The 13,058-nt window shown below is 44.3% G+C and carries 18 protein-coding genes; 14 read left to right on the forward strand and 4 right to left on the reverse strand.

What is annotated here, in order from left to right; genetic code table 11:
• Positions 1–254: 254 nt before the first annotated feature.
• Entirely contained in the window at positions 255–800 is a 546-nt protein-coding gene (locus DW896_RS04975; protein WP_005807148.1) for a BRCT domain-containing protein, read from the reverse strand.
• Positions 801–869: 69 nt separating this feature from the next.
• Complete coding sequence (locus tag DW896_RS04980) at positions 870–1,778, reverse strand: IS1595-like element ISBbi1 family transposase (RefSeq protein ID WP_005807145.1); 909 nt, start codon at positions 1,776–1,778, stop codon at positions 870–872.
• A 12-nt stretch (positions 1,779–1,790) separates the two neighbouring features.
• Between DW896_RS04980 and DW896_RS04985 the strand changes: the two genes are divergently transcribed.
• Positions 1,791–3,020 (forward strand): hypothetical protein, encoded by a 1,230-nt coding sequence (locus tag DW896_RS04985; RefSeq protein ID WP_227250250.1) that lies wholly within the window; start codon positions 1,791–1,793, stop codon positions 3,018–3,020.
• A 165-nt stretch (positions 3,021–3,185) separates the two neighbouring features.
• Here DW896_RS04985 and DW896_RS21360 read toward each other — a convergent pair whose 3' ends face one another.
• Positions 3,186–3,383, reverse strand: a complete 198-nt coding sequence (locus DW896_RS21360) for a hypothetical protein (RefSeq protein ID WP_032534579.1) — start codon at positions 3,381–3,383, stop codon at positions 3,186–3,188.
• A gap of 403 nt (positions 3,384–3,786) precedes the next feature.
• On the opposite strand from DW896_RS21360, the gene DW896_RS04990 reads away from it, so the two are divergent.
• The 13 genes from DW896_RS04990 to DW896_RS05055 all read left to right on the forward strand — a co-directional run bounded on the left by DW896_RS04990 (position 3,787) and on the right by DW896_RS05055 (position 12,334).
• The gene (locus tag DW896_RS04990; RefSeq protein ID WP_005807140.1) at positions 3,787–4,200 is read left to right on the forward strand and encodes a single-stranded DNA-binding protein; all 414 of its coding nucleotides are present in this window, start codon (positions 3,787–3,789) and stop codon (positions 4,198–4,200) included.
• A gap of 234 nt (positions 4,201–4,434) precedes the next feature.
• Complete coding sequence (locus DW896_RS04995; protein WP_005807138.1) at positions 4,435–5,190, forward strand: ParA family protein; 756 nt, start codon at positions 4,435–4,437, stop codon at positions 5,188–5,190.
• A 7-nt stretch (positions 5,191–5,197) separates the two neighbouring features.
• Positions 5,198–5,452, forward strand: a complete 255-nt coding sequence (locus DW896_RS05000) for a hypothetical protein (protein WP_005807137.1) — start codon at positions 5,198–5,200, stop codon at positions 5,450–5,452.
• A 22-nt stretch (positions 5,453–5,474) separates the two neighbouring features.
• A complete protein-coding gene (locus DW896_RS05005; protein ID WP_005807135.1) occupies positions 5,475–6,095 on the forward strand; it encodes a CatA-like O-acetyltransferase, family 2 in 621 nt (206 codons plus the stop codon).
• A 2-nt stretch (positions 6,096–6,097) separates the two neighbouring features.
• Complete coding sequence (locus tag DW896_RS05010; protein WP_005807134.1) at positions 6,098–6,637, forward strand: GNAT family N-acetyltransferase; 540 nt, start codon at positions 6,098–6,100, stop codon at positions 6,635–6,637.
• A gap of 20 nt (positions 6,638–6,657) precedes the next feature.
• Complete coding sequence (locus DW896_RS05015) at positions 6,658–7,056, forward strand: SRPBCC family protein (protein WP_005807132.1); 399 nt, start codon at positions 6,658–6,660, stop codon at positions 7,054–7,056.
• Positions 7,053–7,550 (forward strand): GNAT family N-acetyltransferase, encoded by a 498-nt coding sequence (locus DW896_RS05020; protein WP_005807130.1) that lies wholly within the window; start codon positions 7,053–7,055, stop codon positions 7,548–7,550. The genes DW896_RS05015 and DW896_RS05020 overlap by 4 nt, the downstream gene beginning before the upstream one ends.
• 392 nt (positions 7,551–7,942) lie before the next feature.
• Positions 7,943–8,200 (forward strand): hypothetical protein, encoded by a 258-nt coding sequence (locus DW896_RS05030; RefSeq protein ID WP_005807128.1) that lies wholly within the window; start codon positions 7,943–7,945, stop codon positions 8,198–8,200.
• A gap of 45 nt (positions 8,201–8,245) precedes the next feature.
• Positions 8,246–9,976 carry a ParB/RepB/Spo0J family partition protein gene (locus DW896_RS05035; protein ID WP_005807126.1) on the forward strand — a complete coding sequence of 577 codons (1,731 nt, stop codon included), beginning with the start codon at positions 8,246–8,248 and terminating at the stop codon, positions 9,974–9,976.
• A 422-nt stretch (positions 9,977–10,398) separates the two neighbouring features.
• Positions 10,399–10,842 (forward strand): JAB domain-containing protein, encoded by a 444-nt coding sequence (locus DW896_RS05040; protein ID WP_005807125.1) that lies wholly within the window; start codon positions 10,399–10,401, stop codon positions 10,840–10,842.
• Positions 10,843–11,373: 531 nt separating this feature from the next.
• On the forward strand, positions 11,374–11,652 hold the full coding sequence (locus tag DW896_RS05045) for a hypothetical protein (RefSeq protein ID WP_005807124.1): 279 nt from the start codon (positions 11,374–11,376) through the stop codon (positions 11,650–11,652).
• A 7-nt stretch (positions 11,653–11,659) separates the two neighbouring features.
• Entirely contained in the window at positions 11,660–11,932 is a 273-nt protein-coding gene (locus tag DW896_RS05050) for a hypothetical protein (protein WP_005807122.1), read from the forward strand.
• 33 nt (positions 11,933–11,965) lie between these two features.
• The gene (locus DW896_RS05055) at positions 11,966–12,334 is read left to right on the forward strand and encodes a hypothetical protein (protein ID WP_005807120.1); all 369 of its coding nucleotides are present in this window, start codon (positions 11,966–11,968) and stop codon (positions 12,332–12,334) included.
• A 65-nt stretch (positions 12,335–12,399) separates the two neighbouring features.
• Here the strand turns inward: DW896_RS05055 and DW896_RS05060 are convergent, their stop codons facing one another.
• Positions 12,400–12,789 (reverse strand): WG repeat-containing protein, encoded by a 390-nt coding sequence (locus tag DW896_RS05060; protein ID WP_018666016.1) that lies wholly within the window; start codon positions 12,787–12,789, stop codon positions 12,400–12,402.
• Positions 12,790–13,058: the final 269 nt, after the last annotated feature.

Here is a 13,058-nt window from a genome sequence, read left to right on the forward strand (position 1 = left end):
TTAGACGCAAGAAGGACGCTGAAGAGCTTAGTTGCGGATTTGAGGTTATCGTTTGTTTTTGTTGCCACTAACGGGAAACGCATTGGCGAAGTGGCGGATAAATTGGACAAAAAGTTCAATTTAGCAGTGACGTAGCCGATGTGTTTCCACAGAAGCTAAATTATTAAAAAAAGCTGAATGTGGAACACATTCGGCGGAATAAAATGCACAAAAGTTGAGTTTGGCACTTAACCCGCCATTTTGCCAATGCGATGTTATATGCCGTATTTTTTGATAAGATAATTTAAGTCAGCTTCGTTTAAAATTCTAATGTTTGCTTTTTTTGATTGGTTTAAGTCGTTTATTTTTTGGATTTTTGACCAACCACAATCTTCACCTGCAAAAACAAAATCTACTTTACCTGTTATTCCTGATTTTATTTGTCCACCAATTTTCATTAGAAAAGTTTTTATTTCTTCTCTTTCTATTGAAAAGTTGCCCGTAATAACTATTCCTTTTCCTATTAAATCAATGTTTTCAAGTTCGTTTTGAGTTATTTGATAATTTGATAAATGCTCTTCATTTTCTTCTAAAACATCTTCACTTGGTTGATTGAAATAATTATTATTTGTTTTAGGCTGGTCATCAATTTTTCTTATTAGTTCTTGATAACTTGGATACTTGTCAGTCAATTCGCCAAATATTAAAGCACAAAGTTTTGCATCGAATTCTGGGTCGTGATGATTTGTTACTTCTAAGTCCAAACTCTCTGCTAAATCTTTTATTTTTTTAGGCATCCCAAGTTTATCTGCAAATAACATTGTGTCAATATAACTTATGACATATGGTTTTAAATTATAATGTTCATATAGATTTTTCTGATTATCCGTTTATGCACCTGTTATATTCGCAATTACTAGTCTGTCAAAGAGTTTGTCTCCAAAATACCGTCTGTTTAATTTGTAAATAAACTCGTTGAGATACAACTGTAAGTATTTCCTTTTGATTTTATGGTAGTTGCCCAGCAATGTCCGTTTTGCATTACTGATTGCGATATGCACCCATTTGAGTGTTTCCTTGGTGGTTTTGGCGTCTGATTTCTCGGTGACGTGCAATTCCACCAGATCGGAGATGTCAACGTAAGAAGTGCTTTTGTCCGAAAATACGATGGCATCATCCTCCATGCAGTCCCTGACCACGCCGTTGATTCCTTCACTTTGATGGCTATCCAGTACCCTGGCCTTGAAATAACGCACATGCTTCTCCTTTTTGCCCGTTTCGATATCTTCCAACGGGGTGCTTTCGGCCATCACCGCAACGTTCTGCTTTCCCTCGGCTCCCCGGCCACGTGTACCCTTGCCTCGCTCGATTTCCTTACTGGCCACCGAAAAGTAACCCTCATCCAGTTCTATCATCCCTTCCAGTGTATACCTTGCATCCCGGTTGCCCATCGCCCTGCGGAGTTTGTGTACCATCGCCCATACCGGTTCGTAACGCTTCAATCCTAATTGCTTCTGGAGTTCGTTGGTGGAGAATCCCTTTTTTGTGCAACTCATCAGGAACATCGTTTTGTACCACACCAGAAACGGCAGCTTGGAGCTCTCCATGATCGTACCGCTGCGCAACGAGGTGCGGAAACGGCAACCTTTGCATTCATAACTCCATTTACCCTGTAACCAATAATGGGAAGTGCCCCCGCATCGCTTGCAGACAACCCCTTCCTTATCACGCTGCTCCTTGAAATGCAAACGACAATCTTCCTCCGAACCGAAATGAGCCGTAAAACTGAATATGTTCATAATCCCTGCTTTTTGAGCGCTAATATACTAAAAATATTAGGTGTGTTTGCGGAGAATCAGATTAACAAAGATTCTGTAAAAATATTGAATCAATATCTTGTAGAATTTATGGCCGCTAAAAGAATGGATTTGATATGTTGTTGCCAGTCAGAAATTGAATTTGATTTAGGAGCTATTGATTTGCCATTCGAAATAGAATGTACAAATGGTAAATTTAAGGATATCAGCCCAAATGCTAAATCTAACTATCAAATCTGTATATCACCACACTTTGCTAAAATTCAAAGCTGGTTTAATGGTAAGATCATATTTAACCATGAATCATTGAAAAGTATTATTGAACGGATGAAGACAAGTGTCAACTATATTATAGGAACAGATGTTAATGGTGCTCCGATAGCTTCTACGGTTGCAACAGATCCTTATACTCCTGTTTTTTTTGATAAAAAAGTACAAGCGTATTATAATTATCAAGGATGCCGTATAGAAGAATTACGTATCATAAGTCCTAACTTCACCTTAAGGTGCGATAATGACCATAATGATTATGTGGTGGTGTTTTTACGTGATATTCAAGACCTTCCTTATCGCGAACAATGTATATGGAAAGGTTTTAATATTACTCCTGACGGCAGAACATTTAGCAAACTTTTTCAAAAAACGATAATTGAAGGCAAATGGAATGGTGTTGCACAGTCTATAGACTTTGTCTTTCGAGATTTGTATAAAACCTTTGTCGCTAAATGGGAGGAGAAGTATGGTTGGAAACTGTTTAAGTCATTAAATGGAATCCAGGCAGAATATTTCAATCAAATTTGTATTCTAAATAGAGATGATTATGAAGCTCTTACTGACCTTGTAAAATATTTATCACTATTGCTACAAGAAAGCCTTGATTTGGAAATGATGGAAATGATTATTCCTGCTAAAACTGAAATCAAAGAAAAAGTAGTAAATGGTGAAAAAACTAAGGAATCAACTAAAGAAAAACCCTTATCACATCTTGATAGAATTTTAGAAACACTCAATATTGAAGGCTACAATTTTATTGTATTTCTCAGGAATCTTCAATCCTTACGTTCCTATATGCTTCATCGAAATAGTAAGAAATTAGATAAAGACAAAAAAAGGGCTTTTGAGTATTTCGGCTTAAATGAAGATAAATCAAATTCCCAGTCGGTTTCAAATAATGTATTATCGCTCGGTGCAACAGCTATTTCAAATATGATAAAACAATTGTAAATACATGTGTTATTACATCAAGATCTACATCTTTCAAAATTGAATCCTTTTCTATCCGGCTTTCCCCACCCGAAAATTAAGGTATGATGTCTGTGCCGCGGTCCGCCCTCCACTCCAAGGTACGGAAGGCTGTGCCCGATCAACGGCAGTCTGCATCATACCGCTTCATGCCGGAGCTTCGACCTGTCGAAACAACCGGTATTCCGCTATATGGGCATCCTGCCTGGTTGTTGCTCCGGCACATTCCGCCTTCTGTCCGTAGCTTTTCTTTCCGGGCCGACGGCGTCGTGGGCAAACGGTGACACATTCTGCTTGTGCCGTCCGTCGTGCCTCCGGCATGTCACAGGCAGAAAGAGTCCCCATTTTGTTTGCCCGGCAGACCGTTTCTTTTACCCGCCCAAGCCGTCATTCATCACTTTTATAAACATCCCCTTATATATACGGGACAATTCTGCCTTTTATATCTGTATCGGGATTACCTTCTCTCGTCATACCTTGCCTGCCGCCGCGTAGGTTTTATCAGGTGCGAATGTAGGCTGTCGCGCCTGATTCTTCCGTTTTGAAGTGCATTTTGAAGGAAAATCTTCCTTGCCGGGCAAGAGTATTTTGCTTCAAAAAAACGTCGAATGGGCTGTACCGACATCCTTGTCATGCACCATAAAACCCCAAGGCGGTCCGGCAGAAAGGATCCGACCAGAGGGAAGAAAAAAACAAAGTCACAGGTAATGGCAGGACTAACCACCTTGCCGCAAAACATTTTCAAATTATGCTATACATTCACACTATCGGTCGCATCGGAAAGGATTGTCAGGTTATCGAGGGTACACACGGTTCGTTTATTGCTTTTGACATGGCAGTAGATGACTTCTCGCACGGAAACGCCGTTACCACATGGGTAAGGGTACGCAGCAACAAGGAAAACCATATCCGCCTCTCCGAATACCTCACCAAAGGGCGCATGGTCCTTGTCGGGGGAACATTGTCAACTTCACTGTGGAAGGACAAAAACGGCGACAGCCAGATCCAGCTCTCCATCACGGCGGATGCCCTGGAGTTCATCAATACCGGTAAACGGGAAGGTACAACCTCCGAAGCCGACGGCCAAGCCGCAGCTGCCGATAACGCACCAGTTCCTCCGGCGGACATGCCACAGGACGGGGAGGAAGACCTTCCGTTCTGACATCTTCCGGAAAACGGTCACGGATGTAGTATTTACTAATTGTAGTAATTTAGGAGATTAGTAAATCCCGGGTTACGAAAAATAGTAGATACTACATTTAGTGGCTAAGTCTTTTAGTAGAGTAGTAAATACTACGATACTAAAATATGTTATAGTAGTAAAATAGTAAATACTAATTGTAGTGAAGACTAAAAATAGTATTATCTTTGTACCAGAACATTAAGACTCTGAATCATGACAAAAATTATAGCAGTTCTGAATCATAAAGGTGGGGTCGGAAAGACAACCACTACCATAAATCTCGCTGCCGCACTGCAGCTGAAGAAAAAACGTGTGCTCCTGATCGACATGGACGGTCAGGCAAACCTCACGGAATCCTGCGGCCTGTCCATCGAGGAAGAACAGACCGTGTACGGGGCGATGAAGGGCGAATACCCTTTGCCGCTGGTCGAACTGAACAACGGCCTTGCCATCGTTCCCTCGTGCCTTGACCTGTCGGCTGCCGAATCGGAACTTATCAACGAACCTGGCCGGGAACTGATACTGAAAGGGCTGATTGCGAAGCTGCTTGACAGCCGGAAATTCGACTATATACTGATTGACTGTCCGCCATCGCTGGGACTGCTCACGCTCAATGCGCTTACCGCATCGGACTTCCTGATTATCCCGGTACAGGCACAGTTCCTCGCCATGCGCGGTATGGCAAAGATTACGAATGTGGTTAAAATCGTCAGGGAACGCCTGAATCCGGGACTGAGCATCGGAGGTATCGTGATCACCCAGTTCGACAAGCGCAAGACGCTTAACAAAAGCGTGTCCGAGCTCATCAACGATTCTTTCTGCGACAAGGTGTTCAAGACCGTCATCCGGGACAACGTGGCTCTGGCGGAAGCTCCTATCAAGGGTCTGAACATTTTCGAGTATAACAAAAACAGCAACGGGGCCAAGGATTATATGGACTTGGCGCTGGAGGTACTGAAACTAAAGTAAAAACAATATGGGCAAAAGCGATTTATTGAAAGACGGTATGAAAAGCGGCCTTGACGGGCTGCTTTCATCAACCAAAAAATCCCCGCAGAAAAAAGAAACGGTTCCGGCCAAGGCGGAAAAGGAACCGGCGGTGCATTGCAACTTCGTCATTAACAAGAGCATTCATACCAGGATGAAATACCTGGCCATCGAAAAGAACATGTCTCTCCGTGACATCGTCAACGAGGCCATGAGAGAATATCTGGAGAAGCATGAAAAATGATTGAAAATTTGAAAGACGCACTATGAGAGAAATAAATCCCAAAGAAACCACCCGTGCATACGCATTTGAGCTTTGGATGAAAGCCCCGATGCCGATGGTTACATTTTTCAAGACTTTGGATGTCAGTCGTCTGGTCAAAATCAGCAAAAAGTCAGGTATGAAATTCAATATGCTGATGTGCTGGTGCATCGGCAAGGCGGCAAGCGGTATCAAGGAATTTTATATGCTGCCTGTCGGAGACAAATTGATGCAATATGATGCCATTGCGGTTAATACCATTGTTATGAACAAGGACAATGAGGTCAGTTCATGCGATGTGCCCTTTTCTGATGATTTGCAGCTATTCAATGAAGATTATCTGAAATTGACAACGGAAGTAGCACAAAGCTGTGAGAACCACGACTTGACTGAAAGCATGGTAATAGGAACTTCCGCACTGGCCCAATATGAAATTGACGGTGCGGTAGGTATGTACAGCGGTATCTTCAACAATCCGTTTATAATATGGGGCAAGTACCGTAAGGGGTTCTTCAGGACGACACTGACGGTTTCATTCCAATTCCATCACACTCAAATGGATGGGGCACATGCTGCAAAGTTCCTGGATCGCTTGCAGCAGGAAATCAATAAATTACTTGTATAGCGATGAATATGGAAACACAAAGATTGATACTTCGTCCCTGGACAGAAAACGATGCAGAGTCTCTTTATAATTATGCCAAAGATCCTGCTATCGGCCCCATTGCCGGGTGGCCTCCTCATACATCTGTGGAAAACAGCAGAGAAATAATACGCGATATCCTTTCTGCACCCGAGACATACGCTGTAGTATTGAAAGAAACCAATGAACCGATAGGCAGTGTCGGAATTATGTTCGCTGATGGCGTACACAGTGCGGATATGCAGGATGGAGATGCAGAAATAGGATATTGGATAGGTGTTCCTTATTGGGGACAGGGACTTATACCGGAAGCCGTACAACGTTTGTTGAAGCGTTGCTTCGTCGAACTTGATGTGAAACGGGTCTGGTGTGGACATTATGACGGAAACATCAAATCCCGCAGGGTAATGGAAAAATGTGGATTCAAGTACCATCACACAGAAGAAGGAAAGACTTCTCCGTTAGGAGATATCCGTACAGAACATTTTACTTTGCTTACCAGAGAGGACTGGAAAAAACGGTAAGAGAAATATAAAAATGTCCCATGATAAGAACTACGATAAAATCATTTATACAGGCTGATTTGGAATCTGTCTGGCATTCTGTCACTTCACTTTACGACTATTCATGGCGAAGTGACATAAAGGACATAGAAGTTTCCGACGAGCGCCATTTCAGGGAGATAAGTAATGAAGGCTATGTCACCTGTTTTACTGTTACTGTTATAGAGCCTTTTCTAAAATATTCATTTCTTATGGATAATGTGAACTTTTCCGGGGAGTGGACGGGACATTTCAGACAGGCTGAAAATGGAACGGAAGTGATTTTTACAGAGTCAATTAGCCTAAAGAAATGGTGGTTATATCCTTTTGCATTGTTGTATTTGAAATTACAGCAGAAACGGTATATAGCTGACCTGAAAAGAAAATGTGAACAAGAATGAACGGATCGGCCAAGTATATAATACGCCATTTGCAAGGTAGTGAGAACCATTTGCTAAGAGAATTTCTTTACGAAGCGATTTATATCCCTGAAGGAGTCAAACCGCCCTCAAAGGACGTGGTGGATTTACCTGAACTGAAACTGTATATTGAGGACTTCGGAAAGAAAAAAGATGACTTTTGTCTGGTCGCAGACTGTGAAGGGAAAGTGGTCGGTGCAGTATGGGTACGTATTATGAATGATTACGGACATGTGGATGACAGGACCCCATCGCTCTCCATATCCCTATATAAGGAATACAGGAGTAAAGGCATAGGAAGCCATCTTATGCGTGAAATGTTTCGATTACTTGAGAGCAAAGGATATAGTCGCGTCTCTCTGTCCGTACAAAAGGCGAACTATGCCGTCCGAATGTATCTAAAACTTGGATTTAAGATCATCCATGAGACTGAAGAGGAGTTTGTCATGCTTAAAGATCTCTCACTATCCTACTAAAGACGGACAACCTCTTATATATGTCATCTTCTTCAAGAAGACATCTCCCTATTATATTATAGATTACCGGTAAATTATCGGTAATCTTTTTCTTTTATAGTTCCATAGAACATTTCTTTTATAATTCATCTTTTACCGCTTTCCGGCTTCATTCCCGCCGCACCGGCCTTGGTTTTATCAGATGCAAAGGTCTGCTGTCGCGCTTGATCCTCCGGCTTGAAGTGCATTTCCTGCAAATTCTTCCTTTCTGTGAAAGAGTAATTGGCAGGAAAAGCCGTCGTATGAAGCTGTACCGACAGCTGTAAACCGCATCCATAAAACCCCAAGGCGGTTCAAACGGGAAAAGAACCGACCAGAGGGAAATAAAAAAACAATTCAAAATTGACATCGACATGGATAAAATAAGATTGGTAGTTTACAACGAATATGCACTGGGCTATATCATGCCCCAACAACCCGACAAGGTTTGCACATTGGCAGACAGGACTACGCTCGGCGCACCGTTCCGGACAATGCTTGAACCCTATTTCATCGGAAAGAACGATACCGTAAGGCTGGCCGGCAGGAAAGACTTCGACACGTTCCGGCTATCGTTCGGGGGGTACGACAATACGCAAATGTACGAGTATGACACCAACCAACAGGAATAGCAGTAATCAGAAAATCAATGTATAACAAATCAAAATTTATGAATTATGGAAACAATGAACATTCAATCAGTAGCAGAGAAGAACATCGTATCAGTAGTTTTGGCAGATATTCAGCCGAGTAACTATAACCCACGCAAGAATTTTGATGTAGCAAGCCTTGCGGAATTGGCGGAAAGCATCCGTCAGCAGGGCGTCCTCCAGCCTATCGGGGTGCGTCCCATTGCGGAGAACCGCTTTGAAATCATATTCGGGGAACGCAGGTATCGTGCCTCACTCATGGCAGGACTGGAAGAAATTCCGGCAATCGTTCTGAATGTTTCGGACGAGACCGCCGAAGAAATGGCGGTGACGGAAAACCTGCAACGCAAGGATGTAACCCCTATCGAGGAAGCAAACGCCTATCAGAGGCTGATAGAAAGCGGACGGCACGACATTCAGTCTTTGGCCATGCAGTTCGGCAAGAACGAGACCTATATCCGCACCCGACTGAAGTTCGTCTCCCTTATCCCCGAAATAGCAGAATTGTTGGAAAAGGATGAAATCACTATCAGCGTGGCAAGCGAAATTTGCCGATATGGCGAGGACATCCAGAGAGAGGTTTTCGACAAGCACTTGAAAGAGGGTATCATGTTTGGCAGTTGGCGAGGCATGAAAGCGACCGAGGTGGCAAAGAACATCGAGCGCCACTTCACGACAGACCTTGAACGCTACAACTTTGACAAGACCCTTTGCCTGTCATGCCCCCATAATACCAACAACATGACATTGTTCTGTGAGGGAACATGCGGAAAATGCGCCAACAAAGGCTGTCTTGATGAAATGAATGCCGCATTTTTGACGGAAAAGGCAATAGAGACCATTAAGGCTTATCCTGCACTATCTCTAAGCCATGACGCATATTGCTATAATGCGGATGCGGTTAATCGCCTCAAGGAAATGGGCTATGAGGTTGTGGCACTGCAATGCAGATACAAAGACTACCCGACACTTCCCGAAGAGCCTGAAGCCGGAGAATATGATACGGAAGACGAATATAAGGAAGCTAAGGTTGAGTATGAGCAGGATATGAACGATTATATGGAAGAGGGCAAGGAACTTGTACGCAGGGCAGAAGTAGGCGAAATATCGCTCTTCGCACGGATTGGGAACGAAGACATTGTCAAATGTTATGTGGAGAATTCCATGATGAATGCCGTCAGTGGACAACAGGCAGGACAGGAACAGCTTTCCCCGATTGAAAAACTGGACAAGCAGGACAAGCGAAACAAGGAGATTGCCAGGGAAAAGACCGTGGAAGATACCAAAAAACAGATTTTGGAAGTGGATATGACCGAAACCAAGTTCGGGGCTGACGAAGAAAAGATGATTTATTTCTTCCTGCTTTCATCGTTGAGAAAGGAACACTTTGCCGCCGTTGGCATAGAGGGAGAACATTCGCCCTATCTGTCCAACGAGGACAAGACAAATATTGTGGCCAATCTTACCCCAAAGGCAAAAGCCGTCATCCGCAGGGATTTCCTGATTGAGAATTTCAAGAACGCATACGGAAGCAACGCCATAGCCGACATGTTGCTTGAATTTGCAGGAAAACACATGCCGGAAAGACTTGCCGACATCGAGAACGGACATAATGAAGTTTACGAAAAAAGACATCAGCGCATCGAAGAAAAGAAAGCCGTCCTTTTGGTGCAGGAACAGGCCAAACAGGAAGCAGAGCAGACTGAAGCCGATGCGGACAACGAAAAACAACCTCAATCCCAAGAGGTTGCTGCTTGACCATAATTCATAGTTGATTTCAGATGCAGGGCGGAGAAATCCGTCCTGCTTTTCTGTTGAGTGCCGGAGGCAGACCGGCGCCGCCTGACCTTTTTTATACACCTCCCTGTCTTTCGGCAGTCTCCGTCTGCTGAAACAGTACGGACCGGGTTCTGGCTGATTCCTACAGGCCGCACGGGCGGTCTTCCGTCATCGGCCGGCCCGGATAACCTTTATAGCCGGACCTCTTATAATACCCCGGTAGTCTCAACATTTGTTTTCAGCGAAGTTACAGCATCTTTCCGGACAAACGCAAGATCCGGGTGAATTTGGGAAACAATCTCCAATCCTGCGGATAGTATTCTTTCCCAAAATCTTGCACGAAGTCCAGACAGAGCTGTGCACGGGCGAAAAAAATTGTTTCACCTTAAATCTTCGTTATTATGAATACATTTTCTTTCCCTCAGATTTCAGTAAATTACAAGGATGCCGATGCTGCAAAACGTACCTTGGTAAACTCCTCCAGAGTGAGCTACGACATCTTCAAGGAGGCATACGATGAATGTATGCAGCATCATGAGGAATGCTGGGTGATGTTCCTCAATCAAGCCAACAGGCTTCTCGGACTCTCCTGCATATCAAAATGCGGCATCAGCCAGACCGTTGTGGATGTCCGTATCATCCTGCAGACGGCTCTTCTGGCCCATGCCTCGGGCATAATCCTCAGCCACAACCACCCGTCAGGCAACATGGTGGCCAGCTCCAGTGACAATGCCATCACAAGCAAACTCAAGAAAGCCTGCGAAATCCTTGACATCACTCTCCTTGACCATATCATCCTCTCGGATACAGGCTATCTGAGCTACGCGGACGAAGGGATGCTTTGACAGCATCTCTTTTCACGGCAAATCCCGTTATACTGCCGCCCTCATGTGCGCCAGGCGGAGACTGTTATAAAACCTTCATGCACGACGGCAGCCCTGGGCTGCTGTAAGCACTCCGGTCCGGATCTGTGGCTGATGACGGAATCCGGCACGGGCCGTATTCTGCCATCGGCCGCTCCGGGAACCTTTATAGCGGCACCTGTTTTAACGCCGTCCGTCATAAGCCCCCGCCACCACCCTTATCCCTTTCTATTTTCCCTCTTGTATTGACATGAGAGTCATTTCTTCTTTCGTCGTCCTTCCCGTCGCCGCGTGGACTTTACTGGTGCGAATGTAGGCGGTCGAGCCTGTTCCCTCCGTTTTGAAGTGCATTTCCTGCAAATTCTTCCTTTCTCTGAAAGAGTAATTGGCAGGAAAAAACATCGGGAGAGGCTTTGACGACCGTCTATCGATGCACCGTAAATCCCGAAGCGGCTCCTCCGAAAAGGAGGCCGAACAGAGGGAAGAAAAACAAAATCGTTAAATATCAGAATTATGGACAAGGACATCAAAGAAAGCAGAGAGTACCGTCTCGCTAAAGACTGGGAAATGGCAGTCAACAATTACAGTTTCAATCCGGCTCGATTTGCAGCAGCAATACCGACCATGCACCCGACACTGCAGCAAAGCCTGTATAGGTTGATTAAAGAGTGCATCAAGGTTATGGCGGATGACAGCCGCAGGTACGACGAACGCAATATGGCTTCGCACGAGGAAGCGAAATGTATCATGGAGTACCTGAAAGAACACGGGAGAAACATACCATTAAAGTGATAGACCGATGAAAAAGAAAGAGGTGGAATTTGCCGGCAGAACTTATTCTTGCCGTGTGGTGAAATCAAATGAAGGTGAAGAACTCCTTATCGGCTCAACAGGTTTGCTTGACGCACTCCAGCCCGGTAGTTTCGACAGCGAGAACGAGGGCTTTGCGAGTAAGGAGGCTGAGAAATTATACGATGAGATTTTTTTCTTCACCGATGCCGGAAGTCTTGAGCTGCCGGATGACGAGCTGGTTGAGATGCTGAAAGAAGACAACCCGGAATGGTTTGAATAAAATGAATATATAAATCTATTAAAAATCAAGATTATGGATAAAGAGTATGTAATGAGAGTGGCTGCGACAATTCGCGAACAGCTGGTAACGATGACCGACACGCCGGTCCTTATGTCATGGGGCATCGGGGAGTTTATGGCAACAGTATTCAATGACCTGCCGGGACTGAAATTCCATGTAAACGGAAGACTCTTCCAAGGGGAAGTGCTGATCTGTCTGAACGGCTCGGACTATTATGAAGTATATCTCCGGAACGGGACAGACATAGAGTGCCTCAGTGACGAAGTCTGCTTCGATGAACTGGGAGAACTGATAGACCGCCATATTGAAAGCGGAACTGACAAAGAGGAATATGCACGCTTCTGTGAACAGGCAGCCATGTCATTCGGATTTGGCAATTGAGGAAGTACTGTACTTATAGGCTAACCCCGAAGGCTCGCATCTGAACCTCCGGGGTTATTGCTGTGTTATGGATGTGTTTTGTCCTTGTCTGTATCTTGATTCTCACACCGGTTCCCTTGTTTGTCAATGTAGTACCAGTCATCACTTTCCCAATACCAGTGCTCGCTGCCGGAGCCTGCCACCTCTTTCCGTTCCCCCGAATCGGTGACTTTCGCCTTGCCACCCTCGAATGGATAGCCGAAGGCAAAACGAGGACGGATGACGGTCTTGCCTGTCTCGTCTGCGTAACCGATACGCCCTTTCCGGTCCACTATGCGGTACAGTCCTTCACTTACATAGTCGTCTCCGTTGTCATATTGAAACGCTGCATAATGTCTTGCACTGCCGCAACTGCACAGCAGCAATACGGCACTCAGATAAATGATAATCTTGTTCATGATGCGGGTTGTTTTCATTTGATAATCTGTATTTGTTAATGTCAAGGCAGCAGGAACTGCATGTTGAAACGGCAGAACAGCATCCTTCTTTCCCTGATTATATTCATGTCTTCTTTTCTCCATATTCCATTCAATGATACCAAGTAAAAAGCCAGAAGATTAAACACAAATCAATCAGCCACAGACCAAGCGGCAATAGTAACTGAAGCCAGAAATATTTTTTATCCTTTTTTTTCAGGATATCGGCGGTAATAGGCTTGTTCTCTCGCTTTTGTGAAATATTTCTT

The sequence above is a fragment of the Bacteroides sp. AM41-16 genome, assembly GCF_003603495.1.
GTDB classification, from domain to species: Bacteria; Bacteroidota; Bacteroidia; order Bacteroidales; family Bacteroidaceae; genus Bacteroides; species Bacteroides uniformis.